Consider the following 25,464-nt stretch of genomic DNA (forward strand, 5'->3'; position numbering starts at 1 on the left):
CCCCCGAAGTGTCGAGCGAGGCTTGGCAAGTGTCGAATGGAGCAAATCGAATTTCCAGGGCAGATATCCCGCCAGCTTCACTAAACTCCATGGTGAATCTCACGAACCTGGACTTTGGCCACTCCGGATTCGGAGGCAACACAGGCACCGGTCCCCCACGACTAGTCCCTGAGCTCCGCCACGGGCGAAACTGTGGGTCGACGTCCATGGCACTGGCGCTATGCAGCGCTGCCCAGTACTACGCGGTGAAACGATCCGCTTCGGACAAGCGAATTACTTCAACCGCTCTGCGAAGGAGCAACGCAATAGGAAGCGGCCATCCCCCAACATCGCGTTGGGTGCACCGGCTTCGATGCGTCGCTCTGGCCAATTGACGGTCGATAGTTCCGGAGAGTGTCACGGAAGTAGGTCCTCGACATTTGCCCGCGTATATCCCAAGTCGAACCTGGACTCTTCCTCCACTTCCTCGACCTCGGTGAAATGCAGGGTGTCCAGGTTTCCACCAGCCCGTCCCTCACGCCGTTGCTTGATCCCTCCGGCCCGTCAGCAGTATGCTGGCGCCATGCCGGAGGTGCTCATCACCGACGCCGGCCGTGATCAGCTGGCCTATCTCGACGACTACACCTCCGCGGCGCCGAATTGGCTCGGAGCCTCGGGTGCCGGGACCAGCGAGTTTCGGACCCCACGCGCGATCGCGCGGATCGCCGGAGGGTTTCTGATCGCCGACAGCGGCAACCACCGGGTGGTGTCGATCGACGACGCGTTCGGCAGCGGGTGGCGCACTTTCGGCGCCTACGGCTCCGGTGCTGGAGAGTTCAACCAGCCCACCGGCGTGGCGGTCGACAGCAACTCACGCATCTACATCGCTGACACCGGCAACAGGCGAGTAGTGCGCATTGACGGCATCGACGGCTCCGGATGGGTCTCTTTCGGTGTCGGAGGTACGCCCACGCCGACCGATCCTGCCGTCGGCAAGTTCCGCCAACCCTCCGGGCTGGCGGTGGACGACAATGACGAGTTGTGGATTGCCGACTGGCAGTGCTCGCGCGTCGTGCACATCGCCTCGATGGCCGGTGCGGGTTGGTCCACCGTCGCCATCGACGCACCTGTCGCACTCGCCTGCGACGGCGACAACTCCGCGATCATGATCGGCGCCATCGGTGCGAAGCGGATCAGCCGGCACGATGCCGCGACGGGAGCCCTCACCGCCGCGACGCCACCCAACGCGCTGACCGCGCCTGCGGCCGTGCAGATCCACGACGCGAGGATCGTCGGGCTCGACGCCGCCGCGCGCCGCCTGGTGACGATCAGCGACACCCTCAGCCAGGTCACGACTCAGGTTCACCTCGCCGACCTCGACGTCCGGCGACCCATGGGGATGGTGGTCTGGTGACGCGACGACTGCGGGTGCTCACGTACAACGTCCAGATGCGGTCCTGGGGTATGGAGGCTGGCGCGCAAGGCTCGCTGACCCCGATCACGAGCGTCGAGAAACGTGCGAACGCCATCGCCGATAGAATCCTCGTCGCAACCGAGCCGTGGGATGTGTTGTGTTTCAATGAGGTCTTCGATGAGGACGGCCGCGAGATCCTCGAACGCCGGCTCCGCGCGACCTACCCCAACTACGTCCTGAAAGCCGATGCCGACGACCGAGGGGTCGGCGCACTGTTGGTCGCCGCCGGGTCCGTGTTCGCAATCGGCGGAGCCCTGTGGGGAATCGCGCTCGGCCTTCTCGGCGGCGCCTCGCTGTTGTCATCGCAGTGGGAAGACAGCGGGCTGATGTTGTTCAGCAAATTCCCGTTCCAGCGCATCCGCATTCCTAACGCGTTAGCCAACCTCGCCGGAATACCCACCGGCACGACGATCCCCAATGTCGCCTTCCTCCCCTACGAGGACGCTGTCGGCAGCGACAAGAACGCGGCCAAAGGCGTTGTCTACGCGCAACTCGTGCTGCCCGACGAATCGCTGTTCAACGTTATGATCAGCCACACCCAGGCCGACCCGCTCGACGACATCGGCAAGAACAAGGCCACCCGCGAATCTCAATTCGCCGCCGCGATGGCACTTCTCGACAACCGCCTCCAGGGCAACACTTCGCGAAAGGAGATCCTGTTCTGCGGCGACTTAAATGTCCAGGGCATGCCCGACAACGACGGTCTGCGGCCCGAGTGGACGGCGCTGCTCGACACGCCGTCCACGATGCTGACCAAGGTCCTGCAGGACGCGTGGACATTCGAGCAGTGCCCAGGCCGCCTGCTGCTTGGTACCACGCCGTTGCCCGAGGACTGCGATCCCGGAATCACCACACACGCACAACGACTCGATTATGTCTTGCGTTCCAAGCCTTATCCCGGCCGGATGGTGGCACAACACATCCGCATCGCACACGACGTCGCCCAGATCTCGCCCACCAGCCCGACGAACTACGCCAGCGACCATCTACCGCTGTCGATCGACCTACACGAGGCGAGACGGTTCAACACCGCCAACACCGCTGAGAAGCTGACATTCACCATCGACGACCCGGAGAACACCTCCACGTCAATACTCCGCGACGGCGAAATGCACTGGTACCGCATCGATGACCCAGGCGGGTACGGGTTCGCGATGGTCGGCGGCGCCGACAAGGTGTTTCACACCATCTACACCAAGGCCGACCTGTCGCAGCCATATCAGCCCTTCGTTCGCGACACCACACCGCCCACGCCCGAAAGCCCGGCCGTCGCCCGCTACGCACTGGCCGAAGCGCCGTTCTTCGTCCGAGTGCGGTTGCGGCCCAATGTCACGAGCGCCAGCTACACGCTGTACTCGCGCCGCTTCATCGGCACCGGCCCGAAAGACGCGATCCCGCTGATGCGCAGTTGGCCGACCCCCGGCGAAGCGCGGGTGGGCGCACAGCACTCCGACGAGAATCCCGACACGGACGTCGAGGACGTCGACAGCGTCTGGTTCACCGCCCGGCTGGATAGCACCTATCCCGGCGTGACCACATACACGTCAACCGTGACGCTCAAAGACATCCAAGGCAAACTGTTCGGTATGGTCATCCTCCGTGATGACGGCGGCAACGGTTTCGAAGTCATCGAGGAACGCTCCCATGGCTCCGACCCCATCGTCGTCACCTTCGACCACGACCGCCACGGCAGGCTCTACGTGTTGGTGCGTCGCGAAGAGCCGGAACCGCGCCCGTTCGACGCCCGGTCGTTCACCGTGCTGCTTGAAACCAATGCCTGCTACCTGTATTCGAACGGCACCGAACGCGGCGGCCGTGCGCTCGGCGGGGATGCCCGACTCATATGCTTCGACGAAACCGACGGGTTCCTCGGGTCGGAGTCCGGCTCTGACGATCTCCAGATCAATGTCGGCGTCAACGGCGTGAATGTCGCCCACATCCCGCATTCTGACGACTTGGCCTTCGACGACGACACCCGACGCGACATCGTCATGCCGACCATCGCCTACAACTCGGAGGCGAAGTTCGAGCTGGTCGAGCTCGATGACTTCTCCCCCGCCGACCGGGCGTCCGTACAGATCCCGATGCTGCCGGCCGCCGCGACCGCAGCCAAACAAATCATCACCCGCGACGGACCCGCGGTCCGAGGTGTCTATCCCATCAAGTTCGAAAGCGATGACGGCCACTACGAACTTGAGATCACCATCTCCAGCGAGCCGCCCACCGACTGAACCGTCAGCCACCGGTGCACAGATAAATCGTTCCAGTGCTGGCTGCCAGGCCGATGTCGCAATCGAAGTAAGCAACGGCTCGAGATCTGTGAGGATTCCCAGGCCGCCGACATGAAGCGCCGCTGAGCCATTGACGGACCTATGGAACCGTCCGAAAAGTTCAAAGGTCATGTCCAAGACCTTCAATCGGTCTGTCACCTGCAGCATTACCAGCCCAATGGACCCCGTCCGGCTAACCTGTCCTACGCAGCAGGTGAGCGAGTTCTTCCGCCACAGGTCACTGGTGGCCTTGAGGCTCATGGGTGCCATTCCCTGCACGACGCAATCCCGCCGCGTCGCGATAAACTGGATCGATCATGATCGGTGTCCCGCTCCGTCTTCTGGCCTGGTTCGTCATCCTAGCGACCCTCCTCTCGGCCTGCGCGCCCGCGATCAGACTCGATGAGGCCGCCGCCGATCGACCGATCCAGACCTCCTCGGCCCCGCCAGCCGCACGCGATGACGTCCCCGCTCCTCACCGGACCGCATCCCCCACCCCGACATCGGTTCCCACGCCGACCCCGGTGCCCCAGGCGTTCGCCCTCAACCTCTACCAGGAGGGGGACTTCGTTCCGCAGTACACCTTTGAGTGGTGTGTGGCGGCGAGCATCCAGATCATGAACAACCTCATCGACGACACGGGGGCCGGCACGTGGGCCGATCGCGTTCAGCAGGGCGAGCTGTGGGAGATGGCTCGGGCACGGTCCTCCAACTCGTTCAACGGTGCCAACCCCTTGGGTTGGGCGAAGGTGCTGGCCGAGGTCGGGATGGGGACGTACGCCGTCGTCAGCATCGCCGACTACGAGGAAGCGCTGCAGACAGCGGCGCGCGCCATCGCCGACACGGACCGGCCGGTCGGGCTGGTCATGTGGCGCGGTCGCCACGTATGGGTGATGAGCGGCTTCGAGTCACTCGGCGATCCTGACCAGTTCCCGGAGTTCTCCGTCACCGGCATCCGCGTCCAAGATCCGCTCTACCCGTACGGCGACGACCAGTGGGGACCGTCCCCCGCGCCCAACGCCCTGCTCACCCCCGAGCAGTTGGCGACGCAGTTCGTCGTCCGCGAGCCGCGACGCTGGAGCGCCGATATGCCGACCGGCTACATGCTGGTCCTGCCACTCGACAACCACTGACCAGACCTTCACGCCAGTGCGGGTTCGTGCGCTTCCCATCCGTGCCCCCGCAACCACGACGCACGGACGGCCCACATCGCCCGTTCGGAAGCCATCATCGGCGTCCGAGGCAGCCGCCCGTCAGTACAACCAAGCTCGTTTTCCGAACCGACAACTGCTCCTGATGGAGTAGGAACGTTGGAGTCACGCTGTCGTTCGTCATAGTTGAAGGGTGTCCCGAAGCGCGAGTCGCCGGCAGAGATACCGGGCCGATCTGTCGAACGCCCCGAGCGGTACGGTTGAGTTGTGAACGCCAGTATCGATTACCTGGTCATCGCCGCCGATTCGCTGGAACAGGGCGCGGCCTGGTGCGCGGCAACGTTCGGTGTTCAGCCCTCCGGCGGTGGCAAGCACCCGTTGATGGGTACTCACAACCGGTTCCAAGGACGGAGCCAGCGCTCTTGAAATCTGAAGAGCGCTGGACGTAGATGGTCGCAGACAAAACACCCGAGGAGGTCACCATGACGGTCACTTTCAACCACACCATCGTCTATGCAACGGACAAGCGCCGTTCGGCGGAGTTCCTGACCAACGTGCTCGGACTGCCGAAACCCCAAGCCATGTGGTCTTTCATGACCGTGCCCCTCGACCATGGAGTGGCCCTCGATTTCGCCACGGCGGACCGGCCCATCTCCCCGCAGCACTACGCCTTCCTGGTCAGCGAGGAGGACTTCGACGGAATCTTCGCAAGGATCCAGGCCCAGGGCATCCCCTACTGGGCGGACCCGGGACGGTCCCGCCCGCAGCAGATCAACCACAACGACGGCGGACGCGGCGTCTATTTCGCGGATCCTGACGGGCATTTCCTCGAGGCGATCACGCGTCCGTACGGATCGGATGCTGCATGAAGTCCTAAGTGCGCCGACGGTCGCCATTGGCAGCTCGCCCTACGTTCTGGGAGCGGAGCGCCGTAGTTGCTGCCACATCTGCTTGACCGCCCTGCATGCCTCACTCCAAAGGAACCCAGAGGCCTGTCGGGGAGCTGGGCCTAGGCGCGCCGAAACCGGCGGCAGACCGGCCCTTCCGCCGGCCAATTTGCGAAGAAATAGAAATCGGTCGTCACCGGAAGCGGTGGAGGAGTTGTGTCTGGTCTGATGCGGCGACCGGCCACACCTGCCAGGTCTTGTGCGTAATCTCGTCTCTCTGCCAGGTGACGGTGACCGTATTTACCGTGGTTTATGCTCGGGTCGAGCCGTCAGCTGAGGCTGGATATTCAACTCGGTCATGAGGTCGTTGAAAGTCCCCAACCCGTACGTCGCTGTTGCCGCTTGGCCGAAACCTTCCAATTCCCTCTTCGATGTGCAGGAAGATGGACGTTTTATAGGCGCCAGGATTGCCGAAGTACTGCAACCCACCCAACAACTCCATGGACAGTCATGCAGGTCATGTCGCTTCGCTCCGGCGCCGCAATGATGGCCGATGTATGGGCCAGTCCGATGCCCAGGGTGTGGACGCTGTCAACACCCCTTTCCTGACCGGCAGGGTCAGGCTGCTCGGAAGCTACTGGTGTCCAGGGAGAGGGTCCCCCCTGCTCAATGCGGGATCAGGTGCGCTTCCGCTTTGTGACTAGGATCCATTATCGGCGTTTAAAGCCACCAGGAGTTGCAAACCGCGCCGGCCCGGACCAGCGCTGCGAAGATGGGGCTCGTTGACCGCGCGCCAGCGGGCTACTGGCGCCATGAAAAACTCATAGTCCAGCAGTGGGTTACCGTCGACAACGTCGCCGCGTAGGAGGACGGCGGGCCCAGCTTCGTGCCAGGGGAGCCTTTTTCCGAGACGGCGTCGTCGACGAAGTCCGGATGCTGGTTTGCCCGGCGTCACGCGGCAACGGAACGCGCATTTTCGAGGATTGGCAGGACCTGTTGCTGGTCGAGGCCAGCTCGTTCGAAAACGGCGTGGTACTTCTGCGCTACGAGATCAAGAAATAAGCGGAAAGTCCGCACTTTCGATTCTTCCTGGATCTGGCTGGCGAGTAGGCGTAGGCGAGTCCAGAAAGGTCGTCACAACATCCAGCACGAGGCCGGTCCTCGCCAGCCCGAAGAAATGTGTTGTACCGGGAAACACTGCGAGCTGTGACGCGGGAACGCCTTCAAAGTCGCCGTTCACATCTCCCCCGCGCAACTGGAGGAACCGCACCGCGTGCTCGAGCTTGACCATGTCGCAATCGCCGACGGTGATCAATGTCGGGGCGGCGATGCCGCTGATCTCGTCATCACTCCACCCACTGGCGCCCGAATCGTAGCGTCCGAGCTTGTCCAACAGCCCCTGTAGATGCTCGCGGTCCGGGTGGGGCGACACGGCCAGATAGCGCCGTTCCATTGGGGTACCGGCGATCATGTCGACGGTCATTGCAGCGACCGCTTCAGCGTTTCCGCCCCGGTCGCCGTCGGGTCGGAATGACACCGACGAGACGATGAGTTTGCGGACAAGTTCCGGGCGGTTGACCGCCAGGTGCAGTGCGACCGCGCCGCCGACGCTGAATCCGAATACATCGACCTCGCGCACGTCCAGATGCGCAAGGAGCCCGGTGACATCGGATGCCAGGTCGCGGGTCTTCAGTGGACGGTCGATGTCGTTGGTTCGACCGTGACCCTGGAAGTCCGTGGCGATGACCCTGCGACCGGCCGACAAGCTCGGGATTAGTGCGCCAAATTGCTGCTCGATATCGAACAGCCCGCCATGCAGGAGCAACAGCGGTGTGCCGCTGGCACCGTGCAGCTCGTAGTACATCTGCAGTCCGTTTACGGGGGCGTACCCGGTTTCGGGGGCTACCGTCATTCGCTGATGCATCTGCGCGTCCTCCGATTCGTTTTGGGCCATACTAGTCCGGAAACGGTCCGGGAGGCAGGCTGTCAGATGTGTGCGGCCGGCATCTGTGGCTGCAGCGTAGACGAAGGGTTCACGGCGCGCGGCCTCGCCGACTACCTCAGCAATGACCCGAACGCCACCAGCGTCCTCTTTACCCTCTACACCTTCACCCACTGGGAACCCACCAGGACAAATCACGCTAAGCAGCCCGGGCCGGTGCGGGAGAAAGGCAACCTCCGGACGGACATCCAGGAAGGAGACAAAATGGGCCCGAGCACACCAGCCGAGCACCAGGCCTCCCACCAGTCCGGGAGCCCAGGGAACCGGGCAACCGCCCGAGCCAGGCCATCGCGAGCTACATCCCACGCGGCGGCTTCCCGTTCCCGTCGGGCCCTGCGATCGATCACCGGCCCGGTCAGCGTCTCGACGGCGTCGGCAAGGCCGGCGGGCCATGGCCCGCGGCGTAGGATCTCTTCAACAACGGTAAGGTCCACCCGCAGCGCCATCCCGGCTCGCTTCGGCCGGCCTACGAGCCTCACGGCAGCGGAACGCTGCCCGGGAGTCGTCTCGTTCAACTGAACAACGCCCCTGAGCGGCTCTCCGCAGGAGCCGAGGATCCGCCCGCGAACCCTGTCGACAAGCCACGCCATCTCGGGGACGCCCAGGAGCCGGTCCAACGCGGCACGGTCTCGAATCCCCGCCCGTTATCCGCACGGCGGTCATCCGAACAATGCCGCCTCGTCGGACGGAACCGGGGAGCCGCCCCCGGCCTGGCCCATTCCATCCACTTCCCCGACCCGCTGTCGTCCCCGGCCATCCACCGCCAGCGGGTGACGCCCACGGCGTCGACCCCCTCCACGCGCGACAGTTGTGCGATCCCGAGTCCGGGCACGGGGGCGCGCAAGGCCAGCAGCCTGTCGACGGTAGTAATGCGCTTCAGCCGGTCCTGACGGCGCTACGAGTGACAAGGCGTGCCCGTCGAGGAGCAGGCACTGGTGGATGCCGAGGCATCGTGCCTGGCGGACGCTGAGGGGGCGCCTCCAACCGTCGAGCTCACGATGTCGAGCTCACGATGTCGAGCTCACGATGAGGAGCGACACCGCGTGGCTGACAGCCAGCTCACGGATCGGCTGGCCGGGGAATCAGCAGACTGAATGCTTCATCTCCCTCTCGGAACCGGTTGACGGACCGGCGAAGCGAACCTGAGCTGGTTGATCACGGGGAACGACTGACCGGATTCCCGGCCTGAGGGATCTGTTGTGTTAAAGCCGGCAGGGCCAGATTGAGCCGGCCCTGCCAGGTTTTCCCTCTGCAAAGGCATCTCACGGCGCCAAGCCCTCAAGCCCGCCCGGCGTCGCCGTGTCTGAGGTTGACCGCGTTGCTGGACCTGAAGGCGCTGCGCCATAGAGGTCCCCGATGATGGCCTTGGCGATGGTTGAGGCCGGGTCCCGTCCGTCCGGTGACGGGGCAAGGTTGGTCCACACCACCAAGGTCACTTTGTTTTGCGGATCCCTGCCCATGAAGGTGTTGTAGCCGGGGAGCTCGCCAGTGTGTCCGTAGAGCGGGCCGAACTGGGCCAGTGCCATGCCATACAGTGCCGCGCCTGGGTTGTCCGGGTCGATCGGCGCAAGGCTGTCCATCCGCTTCTTTTGAAGTTCCGGGTTGAGCAGCTTGCCATCGATGAGGCCCTCGGCCAAGGTCATGAGGTCGCCCGCCGTGGAGACGCCCTGCCCGGCGGCCCATGTCCAAGAAGGGTTGGCGTTTGTGTAGTCATTCGGTTTCAAGGAGCCGTCCTGCGCCTTGGCGATCAAGTCCGCCGGAAGCTTGGTCGTGGACAGGGTGAGGAGGTTGTCCATGTACATGTAGCCGCGGGAGAAAGGCTCCGGAAGGCCCGCAGAGTCCGACGCCGGAAAGGATGTTTGGTTCAGGCCGAGTGGTCCCAAGATCCGGTCGCGCACGATCTGGCCGAAGCCCTTGCCATCCAGCTTCTCGGCTATGAGCCCCAGCAGAACCGTGTTGGTGTTCGAATAGTGAAAGCCTTCGCCGGGGCCGAAATAAACGGGCAGCGGCAGGGCTATGGCCACGAGTTCCTCAGGCGTCCAGACCCGTTGCGGCGTGGTATCGAGGGCCTTGCTGAGCTCGTACGACTCCGAGTAGTTGTAGATTCCGCTACGCATGGTCAGGAGTTGCTCGATGGTGATGTTGTCGCCGTTCGGTACGTCAGAGCGGTACTTCGAAACGCGATCCTCAAGCTTGAGTTTGCCTTCCTGCACGAGCTGCAGGATGACGGTCCCAGTCCACGTCTTGGTGACGGAGCCGATGCGGATGTGGTCATCGAGTGAGACAGATGTTGTCCCTCCGGCGCTCGTCACGCCGTAGGTGAGGCTGATGTCGCCTTGAGTGGTGCGTAGCATCATGGCCGCTCCCGGTACGAGCAGCTCCTTGGCAAGGGCCTGGAAGGTGTCCTGGACCTTGGCTTTGTCCAGTCCGCCCAGCGGCGCCGATCCTGTCTTTCCTCCCGCCGTCGTGCCGGTAGTGGAAGCGGCCCCCGACGGCGGTGCAGTGGACGACGCCGGGGCCTGGCTGGGCGCGGACGTGCACCCGGAAATCGCCAATGCAGCTGCGGTTGCGATGCCGAGCGCGATGAGGAGGCGGGAGGGGACATGCCAATTGCTCTTGGGCCTGTTACTGGTCACGGTTGACTCCCCGCCGACGCTGATAATTGCGCTCAACCTACCGCAGCGGCGTCGCGAGATCTACCCCCGAAAGTCCTGGGCAACCTATTAGTCATGCAGTAGCCGACGGCGAACACCATGAACATGCATGAGACCAGAACGGGACAACACGCCGGACTGGACCAACTCCCCAGCTCCAAAAGGTCATGTCGCTACGACCTGACCCGGCAATGAAGGAGTGGCAAGGCCAAAATGTCGGCGACACAAGCAAGGGGGCGCCTGGCCACAACAACGGCCGGCGATAATTACGGCGTGACCGACACACTGTTATAAGAGTTCCGCGGACAAGGCCTCGACACTGTCCACAGTCAGAAGCCAGAACGCCCTTGCGCGGAACCAGTCACTGGGCGTGCGGTTGAAACCGATGACGGCGAAAGCCGTCGTAAAACCATGCGGTGGCGGCGACGAAGGCTGCCCTACAGTGCTAACTTCCACACCGAAATTGCTGCATTGTGGTGGGCGGGTCGCAGCCGCGAACGGCCTGGAAAACTCTGTCGTGATGTCCGATTCGCTGACCTCATCGTCCACCGTCTTGTTCTTCCGCGGTGTGTTCCTTCTTTATGTTTGTGGATCCGCGTTCTAGACAGGTGAAGGAATGCCCGGTGGACAAGGCCAAGAACCCGGACGTAGCGTCGATTTGTACGGGGCGGCCAAGCTGACAGGGTGAGTTGACGATGTGCGCCGCCGGACTGCAAAGGAGGTGGCCGTGCCCAAAGTTGCCCGCTTCCTGGTCCTGCCGCTTGTCCTGCTGGCAGCGTTCACTGCCGCGCAGCCGCAGCCGCCCTCCTCCCCTCCGCCTGCCTCCATGGCTGCCTTAGGCGACTCAATAACCCGGGCACTGGCAGTGTGTTGTTCGAACGGTGACAACTCGCTCCACTCATGGTCCACCGGGGAAGGTCCCGGCGACGGAGTCAGCAGCCACTATGAGCGGCTGACAAGGCTGGGCCCGGCTATCACAGGCCGCAACCACAACAACGCAATGAGCGGCTCCACGGCCGCGGACCTTCCAGACCAGGCCAGGATGGCCATCAGACAGAATGTGGAGTACGTGACCATCCTGATAGGGGCAAACGACCTTTGTGCCTCATCTGCCGCCACCATGACATCCGAGGCGGACTTCGCTTCGCACATCAATACCGCCTTGGCCACACTCAACCAGGGCCTGCCGAGGGCACGCATCTTCGTCGGCAGCATCCCGGACCTCTACCAGCTCTGGAAGGCCTTGGGAGGTATTGCCGAGGCACGCGAGGCATGGTCGGGAGGTACCTGCCGATCGATGCTTTCTGCCGGCAACGCCGAGCAGCGGCAGTTAGTGATTGAGCGGGAACTCGCGTTCAACCGGATCCTTGCCCAGGCGTGCTCCCACTACAAGAACTGCCGCTGGGACAACAACGCTGTGTATGACTTCAAGTTCTCCGCAGACGACGTCAGCATCCTCGACTACTTCCACCCAAGCCTCGAAGGCCAGGCCCGTCTGGCTGAGCTAACATGGCGGGCGTCATGGTGGGGCAACCAGCAGTAACGACCCTCGGCAGCCCGTCCACCAAACCGGACCTCTATAAATCCCTGCGCCCCTTTCTCTACAAGGGCTGCTGTCGACGCCGTCTTCAAGTAAGCCAACTTCGGGAATCCCGTCGGGGGCCAGTTCGCCGCCACCACCCGCGCCGAACCCGAACTCGCCCTCGGACAGCGGGCCACCCCATTTCACGATGTCATTCCCTTGCCGGACACTCCGGAGCTGGTGGTCGCCAACCGCGAAGCCTTGATCCGCAGCGCCGAACAGCCACCGCCGCCCGCGAAGAGGCATTGAAGGGTCCGAAGTTCGCGAAGCGCCAGCGTTTCAGCGACGACCGAGACCCGGACGTCAGCTACAGCGGCCAGCCGGCGTACAACGGCTTCGAATTTCCTGATGTCAGCAGACGGCAAGGAAAAGCTTGAGGATATGTGGGGCAACCCCAAGGGCGATACCAAGGGCTGCTACGACCCGGAAACGTTCAACTACGACGTGAAAAAGCTGGGCGGGTCCTCTCACAGCCGAAGCTGAAGGTCGAGGGGCCCCAGCATAGGACGTTCAGGGCGACACTCCCCGGCGGCTCCGACGCGCCATCGGTTTCTGGTGGATAACGGGAGGCACTTCTTTACGGGTGCCTGATCCGGACTGCCCGTGCCGGTGGACATGTTGTGTGCAGCGGTGGCCGAGCGTGTTTCCGGCTCCTCGTAGTGTCAGCACCCCACCCCTACGATGGTCACCCAGACGAAGGAACAGGTGGTCTCGGGTGAACGAACAAGGCAGCGGCAAGGCGGCCCCGGCCATGTCGCGGAAGTGTGGATCGCGGCATCCGCCTGGCCTTGGCGCTGCTCCGCACAGTGTTCGATGTGCTTGAAGTGATGGGACGGTGAACGGCTGCCAGCGGTGAGCGGTCGCGGTGGGTCAGAGATTCGCGGGCCGATGTCGACCAGTATTGCAACTGATGCAATAATCGTCGCCCGCGGCCCGTCTCCGGCACCACGATGGTTTGTCGATGCAGCCCGTTGGGCTGGCGCGTAGCCGGACGTCGCTACCTTTCCCGTGCGAGGGCGGCCTGACCTATCAGGAGTTTCAGGGTTGTAGGGCATGTCCTCGGTATTGGGGGCAATTCAGATTATGGCAGCAATTTCTTCGACTGCTTCTGACAATGCCGCCATGTATGCAGGGCTAGCGTGCAAAAAGGCATATGTCAGAGCCGTGACCCAAGCTTCCGGAAGCCACCCAACCTCTTTCGGCCCTGAGACTGCGCGCTTCCCCTGCAGCTTCGCGCAACTCCACCCGCGTCATGCTGCCCCGCTCCAGCAAGTAGCACTCCGGACCCTCCTACCCAGCGGTGATCCCTCTATCAGGACGGCACCCAAATCCAACGACCACAGTCAGGGTCATGAAAATACCATCTACGGCCACTACACGGGCCGCGCGACAGTCCTGGCTAGACCGTTCGCATGATCAATCGGATGAAATCCGAACATTTCAGTGGCTATCTCATGTAGCCATCCCGCGCAAGCGAATGAATGGGTATGAAGAAAACGACCACTCAACGGAGTACCCCTCCCGCAACCTGCCCGATCATGTCGTCCCGGCTAGCCGAGCCCATGAAGTAGCATCACGGCAGAAAGGCCGCGACGCTCAGGAAAGGAAGCAATCGGCCACAAGAACGGCCAGCGATAAATACGGCCTGATCTTCCAGGACAGGGCGCGGACACTGTCCACGCGGTCAGAAGCCAAATAGGCCCTGACCCGCGGAAACACTGTGCCCGAGGTGGGACTCGAACCGGACTCCAGCCCTCCGAAAACCGGCACTCCTCCGAAAACATCGCCAATACGGCCCAGTCTGACCGAGATACGACCCAACCCGAGGCCCAGCAAGGCGAACGGAGCGAAGCCCGCCACAGTCCGGCACCGGAACGGATTCCGAAGGTTTCGGCCACCGTATCCCGCATCGCGGCCAGCTGCCGGTGCGTATAGAGCACCCCTTTAGCGGGACCGGTTGACCGGACGTGAAGAGTAGCGCGGCTGGGGCAGTTGGGTCCAAAGTGCGAGACATCTATGCATCGGCGGCTTCTGCTTGCCCACCAACGCATCCGACAGCTCAGGGACGAGAACCGCCGTCTGCAGGATCGGCTGGCACGGGCGCATGGAACGCTGCGGGAGGCCCGACCTTGACGTCACACGGTTTCGGCCGTGCAACCGCGTCACACCGTCGCCGTCGTCTTTCCATATTGCATTCCTTCACCGAATGGTTGACAGGACGGGACCTACGCAACTTCATCTGACTGACGCTCTAGGATTTTGAACCGGGTTTAGAGACCGAGGTGCTTGTTGAGCTCATCCAGGGACTTCACGGTGGTGTAGTCATAGCCTGGAGTGATGGGGTCACAGCCACGGTCCAGCAAAACCAGGTTCCGGAAGCCCATTTCGTGCATCGGCATCAGGTCGTACCTGGTGTGGCAGGAGACGTGCAGGAAGTCCTCCGGCTTCGCGTTCAGGGTGTCGAGCATGTACTCAAACGCCTGGTAGCGCGGCTTGTAGGCCTGGGCCTGCTCGGCGGTGTAGACGGCATGGAAATCAGCGCCGAGCCTCGGAACGCTGATGTCCAGGAAGCTGTCGTCCGCGTTGGACAGAATCACCAGCTTGTAGTTATCGCCCATGAGCTTCAGCGGAGCCGGCACATCGTCGCGGGCACCCCAACTGCGTACAGCCTCAGCGAATTCTGCGCCAGCACCAGGGGTCGACCCAATGCCAAAAAACTTGCACACGCGGTCAAAGGAGTCCTGAAGGATCTGCTCGTAGGGCTTGTAGTCGCCGCTGACCTCGTCGAACCGGTACCCGCGGAACACCTTCTTGAACGCAGGCCACTGCTCTTCGGGCAACCGGCCCGCGAGCAGCCGGCGGGTAGTGGGATCAGTATCCCAGTTGATCAGCGTGCCGTAGCAATCAAAAGAGATGTACTTCGGCCGGAAGTTCGTGTCTGCCATATTTCGTCCGTTCATAGCCCTGCTGGCCCAGCTGGAGCAGGCCGAGGAAGTTTACCGGGACGACGATTTCGTCCCAACCGCTCAGTTCACGATCCCCGATGATGCCCCACGCAGTCCCACACATCCAGGTCTTCCCCGTCACCGTAGGGTATGAGGCGGAGACTGGCCTCCCGCTGCAGGTGATGCTGCAGATCTACGACGGCAAGCTGGAGCACCTCGCCATCGATACGGTCGCCGAAACCGAGGAAGCGGTAGAGGATCTGCTGGACCGCTGGCCGAACCCGGACGAGGTGCAGTACGTGGCCGCCGATTATCGCCGCAGTGGTTCTGTCTCAGAAACGTCCGTCGTAGCTGTCCCGCAGGCCCTGCGCGGTGAACCTCCAGCCTTCGACCAGTTCGCTCAGGTCGTTCTCCGGAGTTGCCCTGCCAAGCCCACGGACCAGCTCCATCTCAGCCTCCATGAACGCGGTCATCCTGTCCGCGTAGTCGATCAGGGCCCGGATCTTATCCGGCTCCAGCTCAGGCGGTTCAGGCGGCGGCATCTCGATCATGCCGGCCATTGAGATCCGGCTTGGAGCTGGCCGGATTGCCCGCTCCGTCGCTCAGACCACAGCCGGTCAGGGTAAGAAGGGCCACCCGTCCGATGGCCGCTGTCGACCGCCTGAGTACACGCAAAAGAAACCGCCTAGATGGATGCCCGAATCCGAAGGAATTGGGCATGGGAAAGACAAGGACGATTTAGGTTGGCCTTACCTCCCTACGTCGTAACAAAAGGCCGCCGGTCATCCGAGCTTTCCGCCGTCGAGCACTCCCGGCGCTCGAAGCCCCAGCCCCGCAATCAGGGAAGCAACGAGGCAGCTTCACGGCGCAACAACGGCTAGAACGTCTTGGCATCGATGACGAAGCGGTACCGCACATCACTGGCGAGGACGCGTTCATAAGCGTCGTTGATTTTGCTGGCCGGAATGACCTCCACCTCGGCCCCGAGCCCATGGGCAGCGCAGAAGTCGAGCATCTCCTGGGTCTGCCCGATGCCGCCCATCTTGGACCCGGCAAGGCTGCGCCGGAAACTGGCCAGTGACCAGGCGCGGTGCGTCAGCGGCTTCGAAGGCAGCCCCACGAGAACCATGGTGCCGTCCAGAGCAAGCAGCGAAAGGTATTCGTCAGTGTCGATATCAGCGGAGACCGTGTTGACGATCAGATCGAAATGACCATTCAGGACTTCGAAGGTGGAGGGGTCGGACGTGGCATAGTAGTGCTCCGCCCCCAGCCGGATTGCGTCCTCCTGCTTCTTGAGGGACTGGCTGAGTACTGTGACCTCCGCGCCCATGGCAGCCGCGATCTTGACACCCATATGGCCGAGCCCGCCCATGCCAATGATGGCCACGCGCTTCCCCGGTCCGGCATCCCAGGTCCGCAGCGGCGAGTACATGGTAATGCCCGCGCACAGCAGGGGCGCGGCGGCGTCCAGCGGAATGCCGTCAGGAATCCGCAGCACATACTTCTCGTCCACGACGATGCTGGTGCTGTAGCCACCCGCAGTCGGCAGGCCGTCCCGGCCCACAGAGTTGTAGGTGCTGGTGGATCCCACGAGACAGTGTTGTTCCTCGCCGGCACGGCAGTTGACGCATTCACGGCAGGAATCCACAAAGCAGCCCACGCCCACACGGTCCCCCACTGAATGGCGCGTCACCTTGGCTCCGACAGCCTCCACGACGCCGGCAATCTCATGCCCAACGACCACCGGGTAGTTCACGCTCGCCCAATCGCCCCGCGCGGTGTGGATATCAGAGTGACAGATCCCTGTGAACTTGATGGCGATCTGCACCTCGAACTCCCCGGGTTCGCGGCGTTCGACGGTTCCCGGCTGCAGGGGCGACGTGGCCGAGACTGCGACATAAGCTTTGGCAAGCGTGGGCATAGGGGCTCCTTTTCTATATCGATGCTGTCGTGAGAGGCAACCGGTCCGCGGTGCGGGCGTGAGGGTTTGCCAAGTGTTCGGGACGGAGGATCTCCTCGAGTTCATCGGCCGTGAGCAGTCCGTGTTCGAGGACAAGCGAGGTGACGCTGCGGCCGGTGGATAGTGCCTGGCGGGCGATGGAGGTTGCGGCGTCGTATCCGATGAGCGGGTTGAGGATGGTGACGACGCCGATGCTCGCTTCGACCTGGGAGCGCAGGTATTCCTTGTTGGCCGTGATCCCGTCGATGCAGTGGTCCGCCAGTGTGGTGCATGCCGCCGTGAGGTGGGACAGGCTGGCGAACAGGGAGCGCGCGATGATCGGTTCAAACGCGTTTAGCTGCAGCTGCCCGGCCTCGGCCGCCATGGTGATGGTCAGGTCATTGCCGACAACTTCAAAGGCGACCTGATTCACCACCTCCGGAATGACCGGGTTCACTTTCCCGGGCATGATGCTCGATCCAGCCTGGCGCGGGGGAAGGTTGATTTCGGCGAAGCCTGCCCTGGGTCCGGAGGAGAGCAGCCGCAAGTCGTTGCAGATCTTCGACAGCTTTACGGCCACACGTTTCAAGGTCCCGGAGAACAGCACGAAGGCACCGCAGTCCTGGGTCGCTTCCACGAGGTTGCCTGCCGTGATCAGCGGCAGCCCGGTGATGCGCTGCAAGTGCGTGCAGGCCTCGGCAGCATATCGTGGATGGGTGTTGATGCCGGTGCCGATGGCGGTCGCACCGAGGTTAATTTCGTGCAGGTGAACCATGGCTTCGCGAATGCGGCGTTCGTCCTCGTCAATCATCACCGCATAGGTGCTGAACTCCTGACCAAGGGTCATGGGCACCGCATCCTGCAGTTGCGTCCTGCCGACTTTCACCACGTCGTCGAACTCCACAGCCTTCCGCGCCAGCGCGCTGCGAAGATGTGCCATGGAGGCCAACAACACAAGGGCGCCCTGGATGGTGGCGATCTTGATCGCCGTGGGGTACACGTCGTTGGTTGACTGGCCCAGGTTCACGTCCCCATTCGGATGAATGGTGGAGTACTCACCCTTGTTCAGCCCCAGATGCTCCAGTGCACGGTTGGCGATGACCTCGTTGGCATTCATGTTCGTCGAAGTACCTGCCCCGCCCTGGATCACATCGACCACGAACTGCTCCAGCAGCCGGCCCTGCTCGATGTCCTGGCAGGCGCGCTCGATTGCGTCCTTTTTCACCTGATCAATCAGGCCGAGATCGAAGTTTGCGAGCAGCGCCGCATGCTTGACCTGGGCCACCGCTTTAACGAGCATCGGGTACGCGGAGATCGCCGTGCCGCTAATCGGGAAGTTCTCCACTGCACGCAGGGTCTGGATCCCCCAGTAAGCGGCGGCTGGGATCTCCCGGGCGCCCATGAAGTCGCTCTCCGTCCGGCTTCCTGTGGTTTCCAAAAGGGACGATTTCTCGGTCATGTCTCAATCCTTGTGCCGATTGCTCCGTAAGTGCCCTTGTGGGCGCCCCGAAACGGCTCATACGGAGCAATCGATGGGTTAGTTGGTTAGGGAGGGTTCAGGAAGCGGAGACGAAGCCAAGTTCCTTGTCCACGACGTTCTGCAGTGGCTCGCCTGTGCAGTACCGCATAAGGTTATCGAGAAACACCAGGCCGAGATCGTCAAGATAATCCTCGGTGTCCCCGCTCATGTGCGGAGTGATGATGACGTTCTCCATGCTCCACAGCGCGTGGCCGGCAGGGAGAGGTTCGGGGTGCACGACGTCCAGGGCGGCGCCGGCGATGGAGCCGGTGGCCAGTGCTTGGGTCAGGGCCCCGGTGTAGACGAGTTCACCGCGCCCGACGTTGATCAGATACGCGGAGGGCTTCATCGCGGCCAGCACCTCGGCGTTCAACAGTCCCCTGGTCTCGTTCGTCAGGGGCGCAGCGAGGACCAGGTAGTCGTAGTCCTGCACGATCCGGGCCAGGTCCCGGGAGGAATGGATCCGCCCGAAGTCAGCATCCCCGGCCCGGGCGGTGCGCCCGGCACCATCGACGTCCATGCCGACGGCGCCGAAGAGCCGGGCGGTTTCGCGCCCGATGGAGCCGGTCCCGACCACCAGCGCGCGCTGTCCCTGGATCTTGCGGGTGACCCGGTGCTGCCAGCGTTTTTGCTGCTGCAGCCGGAAGGAGCCCTGGGCGTCCTTGGCCAGATCCAGCACAAACCCCAGCGCGAACTCGGCGATGGACCGGCTAAGGACACCGCGGGAATTGGTGTAGGTGATGTCACTGCGGATGAGTTCATCAAAGAGCAGCTGGCTCACCCCCGCGGCCGAGACGTGGACCCATTTCAGGGACGCGGCCGCGCCCCAGTTCTCCTTCAGCGCCGGCGAGAAAGAGTGCCACTGGTACAGCACGTCCGCGCCGTCCAGCGCCTCGGCCAGACCATCAGCCTTGGTCAGCCGGACCTCCGCGAGCTCCTGGACCTCGGCCAGGCGGGGCGGCAGCGCCTCCCGGTACAGGGCCGCGACAACCGGCCGCCTGCGTTCCGCTGCAGCCGTCATGACGCCGGCACCGCCCCGGCGGTGGCCTGGTTCGTAGCGGCGAGGGTGTCGACGGCGGCCAGGACCGCGGCGGTGAACTCCATGGTTGAGGAGGTGCCGCCGACGTCGCGGGTGCCGTGACCGTGACGCAGGGCGGATTCGAACGCCGCCTGAAGGTGCGCGGCGGCTTCGGGGTGGCCGAGGTGCTCGAGCATCATGGCGCCGGACCAGATCTGCCCCACTGGGTTGGCCAGGCCCTTCCCGGCAATATCCGGCGCCGACCCGTGGACCGGTTCGAACAGGGACGGGAAATCGCCCTCCGGGTTCAGGTTCGCGCTGGGAGCGAGGCCGATGGACCCGGTCACGGCACCGCCAAGGTCCGAGAGGATGTCGCCGAACAGGTTGGAGGCGACAATAACGTCCAGGGTCCAGGGCTTCAGGACCAGGTGCGCGGCCAGTGCATCCACCAGTTCGCTGGTGAGGGTGACATCCGGGTACTCGCGGACCGTTTCGGCAACGACCTCGTCCCAGAACGGCATGGTGTGCACGATGCCGTTGCTCTTGGTGGCCGAGGTGAGCTGTCCGCGCCTGGACGCGGCCAGGGATGCGGCGAACCGTGCGGCCCGGGAAACCCCGAGGCGGGTGAAGACGGTGGTCTGCATGGCGCTTTCCTCGGGCACGCCCCGGTACATCCGGCCGCCGATCTCCGAATATTCCCCTTCGTTGTTTTCCCGGACGATGAGCATATCGATCGGATGCCCGGCTGCAAGAGGCGATGTGACGCCGTCGAGCGTTTTGACCGGGCGGAGGTTGATGTACTGCTGGAACTCCCGGCGGATGGGAATCAGCAGCCCCCACAGGGATTCCGTATCGGGGACCTCCGGGGACCCGACCGCGCCCAGGAAGATCGCGTCATGGTTGGCCAGCTGTTCCAGCCCGTCCTCGGCCATCATCCGGCCGTGCCGGGCATAGTAGTCGCATCCCCAGTCAAAATGCGTGAACTCCAGGTCCAGCGAATACAGGTCCGCGATCCGCTCCAGGCAGCTGATAGCCGCCGGAACAACCTCCTTGCCGATGCCGTCACCGGCGATAACTGCGATGCTGTGCGTGCTCATGAAGTCTCCGTCAGGCCGCCGAGGCTTTGCCAGCGCGGCTGCTCTCCAAGGTTGATGATGGTGCTCTTAGGTTCGGTCATTTCCCGGACGGCGTGCCGGACGCCTTCGCGGCCGACACCGGATTTTTTGAACCCGCCAAAGGGCATGGAGTCGATCCGGACGTCACTGGTTTCGTTGATGACGACGGCGCCGACGTGGAGCCTGTCGGCAACAGCCATGGCCACATCCACTGACTGGGTGAAGACACCTGCCTGCAGCCCGTAGGCGGTGTTGTTGGCCTCGTGAATAGCGTCAGAGACCTGGATGAACGGGATGAGGGAAACTACGGGGCCGAAGACTTCCTCGCGGATGACCCGGCAGTCTGAGGGGACATCGGTCAGGACCGTCGGTTCGTAGTACGCGTTGCGGCGCTGCCCTCCGGCGTGCACGGTGCCACCGGCGGCTTTGGCTTCCTCGACCCATTCCTCCACACGGCGGGCCTCTGCCTCGGAAATGAGCGGGCCGACGTCGGTGGTACGGTCGAACTTGGGTCCTGTTGTGAGGGACTTGGTGCCGCTGGTTACCTGTTCCAGGATGTTCTCGAACAGGGAGATGTGGATGTAGACGCGCTGCACGGACAGGCAGTTCTGCCCCGCCACACCGAAAGCTCCGGCAACAATGGCCTTGGCCGCAGCTTGCGCATCAGCGTCCGCGCAGACAATCGTGGCGTTGTTGCCGCCCAGTTCCGAGAGGATCTTCTTGGACCCGGCAGCGGCGGCGATGCGGTCGGCCGTCGCCGGGCCACCGGTGAAGGAAATCAAATCCACCTCGGTGTCCGTGATCAGCGCATTAGAGACACCGGGACCGGTCACTATCGCGGCGATGCGTCCCGTCGGGACGCCCGCTTCCAGCAGCAGCCGGACAAAGGCCAGCCCGGTCAGCGGAGTACGCGTCGAGGGCTTAAGCACGACGCCGTTGCCTCCGATGAGGGCCGGGCCCAGCTTGTGCGCCACCAGGTTCAGCGGATCATTGAACGGGGTGATCGCCGCGACAATGCCCACAGGCTTCCGGCTGTACCAGCCGATCTTGTTTCCGCCGGCCATGCTGTCCTCAAACCCCAGGGTCTCCCCCACCAACTCGCCGGAGGCGGCGGCCGAGAGCCTCAGGGTTTCGATGCAGCGGCGCACCTCGCGCTCCGCCTCGGTGATGGTCTTGCTGCTCTCGGCGGCAATGATCCCGGCGAACCGTGCAGACTGCTCAGCGAGCAGCACGGCAGCCTTTTCCAGCGCCTCCCGGCGGGAGCGCAGCGGCCACTCGTGAATCTGCAGGTGGCGGTGAACGTGCGCGACAGCACGCCGCACATCCTGGGGAGTTGACGTGCAGACCCGCCCCAACAACAGGGCGTCCTCCGGATCCCGGACCTCCACGGTCATGTCAGCGGTCTGCCACTGTCCTTCAAAGAAGGCACCCCCGGGGAGGTTGGCGATTGTTGCACGGCTGTAACCCGTTTCCGGGCGTGCGTCAGCGAGGATTGTCGATGGCGACATGTGATCCCTTGTCTCGGTGGTTCGGGTGGGTAGTCTGTCTCTGGGGGTTCGAAGTTGTCCGGCCGGTTCAGCCGACTAGCTGAACCGGCCGTCTACTTAATTCGGCTGTCTACTTGACTCGGTCGATCATCTTGGCTGCTGCGCCGATGAAGGGCAGGAACCAGGGCGGGCCGAAGTGGCCGGGCACGGGCGGGTTTTTCAGGTCTTCCCAGACATTTGCTGACTTGTCGCCGGCCATGTAGTGGGCCATCCGCTTGCCCATGTGGGCTGCCATCTGTACTCCGTGTCCGCTGTAGCAGAGGGAGTAGAAGAGCCCGTCGTGGACACCGGCGTGGACCATCTGGTCCATGGAGAGGTCCACCAGGCCGCCCCAGATGTAGTCCACCTTGGCGTTGGACAGATAGGGGAAGAGTTCGAGCATGGCCTTGCGCAGGATCTCCGCGCTCTTGACGTCCGAATCCGGGCTGGACAGCGCAAAGCGGGCCCGGCCGCCGAAAAGCAGACGGTTGTCCGGGGTGATCCGGAAATAGTAGGTCAGCATCTTGCTGTCCGAGGCCTGGCGGCGGTTCGGCAGGATGCGATTCACCACGTCCTCGGGAAGGGGCTCGGTGCAGATGATGAAGCTGCCCACCGGGATCACGCGGCGCTGTAGCCACGGGGTCACACCGCCTGTGTACCCGCTGGTGGCGACCAGGACCTGCTTGGCCCGGGTGATGCCGCGGAAGGTGTGCACATCGTGCACCGTGCCCGAGACCTTCTTCAGCTCCGTGACAGCGGCGTTCTCGCAGATAGCCGCCCCGGCGTCAGCGGCCACTTTCGCCAACCCATGCACGAACTTCCCCACGTGCAGGCCCGCACCGAGCGGGTCAAGCATGGCCCCCTGGTAGAAGTCCGTGCCGATTTCACTGTGGATCTCGGACTTGGGGATGACCGTAACGTGGTGGTCAACCAGCTTCGCCAACAGCTCCTGGGACTTCAGGAAGCCGTCGTAGTGGGACTCGTGGAACGCCAGCGACAGCTTGCCGAAGCGTTTGTAGTCGCAGTCGATGCCATTGTCGTGCACCAGCTTTTCGATGGTGTCGATGGCGTCGTTGTATTCGCGGAACATCTCCACGGCACGGGTTGCTCCGTACCGCTTGACTGCCGTGCTGAAGCTAATGGCCAGACCAGTGGTCGCCATTCCCCCGTTACGGCCCGATGCGCCCCACCCGACAGTGTGGCGTTCGAAAACAGCAACACTGGCGCCCCGCTGGGCAAATTCCAGGGCTGCGGAAAGTCCGGTAAAGCCGGCGCCGATGATGGCGACGTCGACGTTCTCGGGAACCGGCGTGCGCCGATAGTCCCCGGATGGTTCGGCTGTATCCAGCCAGTAAGGGATGAGTTTCACGGGTTGACCTTTCGCCTCAGGATCGGTTTAGAGACCCAGGTGCTTGTTGAGCTCGTCCAGGGACTTAACAGTGAAGAGGTCGTAGCCCGTGGTGATGGGGTCATAGCCACGGTCCAGCATCACGAGGTTCCTAAAGCCCATGTCGTGCATCGGATGCATGTCGTACCGGGTGTGCGAGGAGACGTGCAGGAAGTCCTCCGGCTTCGCGTTCAGGCTGTCCAGCATGTACTCGAACGCCTGGTAGCGCGGCTTGTAGGCCTGGGCCTGCTCAGCCGTAAGCACCGCGTGGAAGTCTGCACCCAGCTTGGGAATACTGATGTCCAGGAAGCTGGTGTCAGCGTTGGACAGAGCCACCAGCTGGTAGTTATCGCCCATCGTCTTCAGCGGAGCCGGCACGTCCTCGTGGGCAACCCAGCCGCGTACAGCCTCAGCGAACTCTGCGCCGGCACCCTCGGTCTGCCCGATACCCCACCGCTTGCACACCCGGTCAAAGGAATCCTGAAGGATCTGCTCGTAAGGCTTGTAGTCACCAAGGACCTCGTCGAACCGGTACCCACGGAACTGCTTCTTGAAGGTCGGCCATTGCTCTTCAGAGATGCGCCCATCAAGCAGACGACGCGTGGTGGGATCAATGTCGAAGTTGATAAGCGTGCCGTAGACATCAAAAGAGATGTACTTCGGCCGGAAATTTGTGGTCGCCATAGTTCGTCCGTTTCTTGAAGTTGTGTTGAGGGCGCGGGTGCCGAGCCTCATTTTCGTTCCAGGGCATGTACAGAACGAGTTGGAGCTTCGCCGTGGCAGGAGGCTCTGCTGTCCGATACATCGACTCTAGAACCGCAAATTGTAAATTGTCAACAACTTTCCGCTCCGCCCGCCGATTGGATAGCCTATCGATTTTTCTTTTCGTCAATTGTTGACAATCTGCAGTTCAAGGGGTTGCATTGGCTTAGATGCGGAACGAGATCGGGATCACAACCCCCGCATGAAGCACGACACGTCAGTACCACCCCAGCGCCTCGAAGTCAGGGATGCCGACCGGGCGGTCCCCTACATAAGCACTCGTTTTGGCGGATCAACTTCAGCCGAAACCATTCGAAGGGAAACACTATGAAGACCAGAAACAAAGTTCAGACCGCAGCTGCAGGCTTGGCTCTCCTGCTGGCGGTGAGCGCTTGCGGCGGCGCAGCCACTGGCACCACCGCCTCAGAAACGTCCAAGACCTCAAACACGACCGATATCTCCGAGGGCGTCCAGCCCAACGAGGCAGCTGTGAAGCTGCTCCCCCAGTCGTACAAGGACAAGGGTGAACTGACGGTCGCGATGGATCTTCATTACCCGCCCACCACCTTCCTGGCTGATGACAACGCCACCCCGATCGGCCTGAACCCGGATGTGGCGCGCCTGGTGGCGAAGAAGCTGGGGCTGAAGCTGAAGTTCGAGAACACTGCCTTCGACACGATCATTCCGGGTATCGACGGCGGCCGCTACGACTTCACGGTGACCACCATGTCCCCCACGGAAGAGCGGTTGAAGGTGCTGGACATGGTTACTTACCTCAACAGCGGTCTATCGGTGGCGGTAGCCCATGGCAACCCGCTGAACATCAGCAACGACGGCATGTGCGGTAAGAACATTGCGGTCACCAAGGGCTCGAACGCCCAGCTGAAGCACCTGCCGAACGTGTCGAAATGGACCTGCGAGGAAAAGGGCAAGCCGGCCATCAACGGAGTGACACTGCCAAATGTCCAGGAGGCGCTGACGCAGCTGGCGTCCAAGCGGGTTGACGGCGTCTTCTACGACACCCCGTCACTTGTCTGGGCAAACGAGCAGCAGCCGAACACCTTTACGGTCCTGACTCCGCAGGTGGATACCCGCACGGACCACATCAATGCCATGGGCCTGAAGAAGGGCTCTGCGCTGACGCCGGCGCTGCAGAAGGCCGCGCAGTCTGTCCTTGACAGCCCGGAGTACAAGGAGTCGCTCGACACCTGGGGTATGGGCGGCGCAGCCATCACCACGGCCAACCTTAAGTAG

Annotated in this window: 21 protein-coding genes and 1 pseudogene; 10 read left to right on the forward strand and 12 right to left on the reverse strand. The window is 63.0% G+C overall.

The window, feature by feature from the left end; all coding sequences use genetic code 11:
- The first annotated feature begins 562 nt into the window (after window positions 1–562).
- The 6 genes from QFZ69_RS11040 to QFZ69_RS11065 all read left to right on the forward strand — a co-directional run bounded on the left by QFZ69_RS11040 (window position 563) and on the right by QFZ69_RS11065 (window position 6,823).
- Entirely contained in the window at window positions 563–1,393 is an 831-nt protein-coding gene (locus QFZ69_RS11040) for an NHL repeat-containing protein (protein ID WP_306918124.1), read from the forward strand.
- Entirely contained in the window at window positions 1,390–3,684 is a 2,295-nt protein-coding gene (locus tag QFZ69_RS11045; RefSeq protein WP_306918126.1) for an endonuclease/exonuclease/phosphatase family protein, read from the forward strand. Before QFZ69_RS11040 ends, QFZ69_RS11045 begins: the two co-directional genes overlap by 4 nt.
- Before the next feature lie 356 nt (window positions 3,685–4,040).
- Window positions 4,041–4,856 carry a hypothetical protein gene (locus tag QFZ69_RS11050; protein ID WP_306918128.1) on the forward strand — a complete coding sequence of 272 codons (816 nt, stop codon included), beginning with the start codon at window positions 4,041–4,043 and terminating at the stop codon, window positions 4,854–4,856.
- Window positions 4,857–5,141: 285 nt separating this feature from the next.
- The gene (locus tag QFZ69_RS11055; RefSeq protein ID WP_306918131.1) at window positions 5,142–5,300 is read left to right on the forward strand and encodes a VOC family protein; all 159 of its coding nucleotides are present in this window, start codon (window positions 5,142–5,144) and stop codon (window positions 5,298–5,300) included.
- A 56-nt stretch (window positions 5,301–5,356) separates the two neighbouring features.
- Entirely contained in the window at window positions 5,357–5,743 is a 387-nt protein-coding gene (locus QFZ69_RS11060; RefSeq protein WP_306918132.1) for a VOC family protein, read from the forward strand.
- A 951-nt stretch (window positions 5,744–6,694) separates the two neighbouring features.
- Window positions 6,695–6,823: a hypothetical protein gene (locus QFZ69_RS11065; RefSeq protein ID WP_306918133.1), complete on the forward strand. Its 129-nt coding sequence runs from the start codon at window positions 6,695–6,697 to the stop codon at window positions 6,821–6,823.
- On the opposite strand, the gene QFZ69_RS11070 is transcribed toward QFZ69_RS11065, so the two are convergent.
- The 3 genes from QFZ69_RS11070 to QFZ69_RS11075 form a co-directional block, all read right to left on the reverse strand.
- Window positions 6,813–7,715: an alpha/beta fold hydrolase gene (locus QFZ69_RS11070; protein ID WP_307000107.1), complete on the reverse strand. Its 903-nt coding sequence runs from the start codon at window positions 7,713–7,715 to the stop codon at window positions 6,813–6,815. The two genes, QFZ69_RS11065 and QFZ69_RS11070, sit on opposite strands and share 11 nt — an antisense overlap.
- Before the next feature lie 182 nt (window positions 7,716–7,897).
- Window positions 7,898–8,353 (reverse strand): TIGR02679 domain-containing protein, encoded by a 456-nt coding sequence (locus tag QFZ69_RS23340; protein WP_373461936.1) that lies wholly within the window; start codon window positions 8,351–8,353, stop codon window positions 7,898–7,900.
- A 672-nt stretch (window positions 8,354–9,025) separates the two neighbouring features.
- On the reverse strand, window positions 9,026–10,399 hold the full coding sequence (locus QFZ69_RS11075) for a serine hydrolase (RefSeq protein ID WP_306918135.1): 1,374 nt from the start codon (window positions 10,397–10,399) through the stop codon (window positions 9,026–9,028).
- Window positions 10,400–11,144: 745 nt separating this feature from the next.
- Here QFZ69_RS11075 and QFZ69_RS11080 point away from each other — a divergent pair.
- Entirely contained in the window at window positions 11,145–11,960 is an 816-nt protein-coding gene (locus tag QFZ69_RS11080) for a GDSL-type esterase/lipase family protein (RefSeq protein WP_306918136.1), read from the forward strand.
- 387 nt (window positions 11,961–12,347) lie between these two features.
- Complete coding sequence (locus QFZ69_RS11085) at window positions 12,348–12,482, forward strand: hypothetical protein (protein ID WP_306918137.1); 135 nt, start codon at window positions 12,348–12,350, stop codon at window positions 12,480–12,482.
- Between the two features lie 1,320 nt (window positions 12,483–13,802).
- Here QFZ69_RS11085 and QFZ69_RS11090 read toward each other — a convergent pair.
- Both QFZ69_RS11090 and QFZ69_RS11095 read right to left on the reverse strand, forming a co-directional pair.
- Window positions 13,803–14,001, reverse strand: a pseudogene (locus tag QFZ69_RS11090) (AMP-binding protein); the annotation flags it as partial.
- Between the two features lie 268 nt (window positions 14,002–14,269).
- Window positions 14,270–14,944 (reverse strand): haloacid dehalogenase type II, encoded by a 675-nt coding sequence (locus QFZ69_RS11095; RefSeq protein ID WP_306918139.1) that lies wholly within the window; start codon window positions 14,942–14,944, stop codon window positions 14,270–14,272.
- Between the two features lie 98 nt (window positions 14,945–15,042).
- On the opposite strand from QFZ69_RS11095, the gene QFZ69_RS11100 reads away from it, so the two are divergent.
- Window positions 15,043–15,507 (forward strand): hypothetical protein, encoded by a 465-nt coding sequence (locus tag QFZ69_RS11100; protein ID WP_306918141.1) that lies wholly within the window; start codon window positions 15,043–15,045, stop codon window positions 15,505–15,507.
- 314 nt (window positions 15,508–15,821) lie between these two features.
- Here QFZ69_RS11100 and QFZ69_RS11105 read toward each other — a convergent pair whose 3' ends face one another.
- The 7 genes from QFZ69_RS11105 to QFZ69_RS11135 all read right to left on the reverse strand — a co-directional run bounded on the left by QFZ69_RS11105 (window position 15,822) and on the right by QFZ69_RS11135 (window position 24,132).
- On the reverse strand, window positions 15,822–16,865 hold the full coding sequence (locus QFZ69_RS11105) for an NAD(P)-dependent alcohol dehydrogenase (protein ID WP_306918143.1): 1,044 nt from the start codon (window positions 16,863–16,865) through the stop codon (window positions 15,822–15,824).
- A gap of 13 nt (window positions 16,866–16,878) precedes the next feature.
- The gene (aspA, locus tag QFZ69_RS11110) at window positions 16,879–18,342 is read right to left on the reverse strand and encodes an aspartate ammonia-lyase (RefSeq protein ID WP_306918145.1); all 1,464 of its coding nucleotides are present in this window, start codon (window positions 18,340–18,342) and stop codon (window positions 16,879–16,881) included.
- A gap of 97 nt (window positions 18,343–18,439) precedes the next feature.
- Window positions 18,440–19,423, reverse strand: a complete 984-nt coding sequence (locus tag QFZ69_RS11115) for a D-2-hydroxyacid dehydrogenase (protein WP_306918147.1) — start codon at window positions 19,421–19,423, stop codon at window positions 18,440–18,442.
- The gene (locus QFZ69_RS11120; RefSeq protein ID WP_306918148.1) at window positions 19,420–20,517 is read right to left on the reverse strand and encodes a tartrate dehydrogenase; all 1,098 of its coding nucleotides are present in this window, start codon (window positions 20,515–20,517) and stop codon (window positions 19,420–19,422) included. The genes QFZ69_RS11115 and QFZ69_RS11120 overlap by 4 nt, the downstream gene beginning before the upstream one ends.
- Window positions 20,514–22,043 (reverse strand): aldehyde dehydrogenase family protein, encoded by a 1,530-nt coding sequence (locus QFZ69_RS11125; protein ID WP_307000109.1) that lies wholly within the window; start codon window positions 22,041–22,043, stop codon window positions 20,514–20,516. Before QFZ69_RS11125 ends, QFZ69_RS11120 begins: the two co-directional genes overlap by 4 nt.
- A 109-nt stretch (window positions 22,044–22,152) precedes the next feature.
- Window positions 22,153–23,430 (reverse strand): FAD-binding oxidoreductase, encoded by a 1,278-nt coding sequence (locus QFZ69_RS11130; RefSeq protein ID WP_306918153.1) that lies wholly within the window; start codon window positions 23,428–23,430, stop codon window positions 22,153–22,155.
- A 27-nt stretch (window positions 23,431–23,457) separates the two neighbouring features.
- Window positions 23,458–24,132, reverse strand: a complete 675-nt coding sequence (locus tag QFZ69_RS11135; protein WP_306918155.1) for a haloacid dehalogenase type II — start codon at window positions 24,130–24,132, stop codon at window positions 23,458–23,460.
- A gap of 405 nt (window positions 24,133–24,537) precedes the next feature.
- Between QFZ69_RS11135 and QFZ69_RS11140 the strand changes: the two genes are divergently transcribed.
- Window positions 24,538–25,464, forward strand: a complete 927-nt coding sequence (locus QFZ69_RS11140) for an ABC transporter substrate-binding protein (RefSeq protein ID WP_306918157.1) — start codon at window positions 24,538–24,540, stop codon at window positions 25,462–25,464.

The organism is Arthrobacter sp. V1I7, assembly GCF_030817015.1.
Taxonomy (GTDB): domain Bacteria; phylum Actinomycetota; class Actinomycetes; order Actinomycetales; family Micrococcaceae; genus Arthrobacter.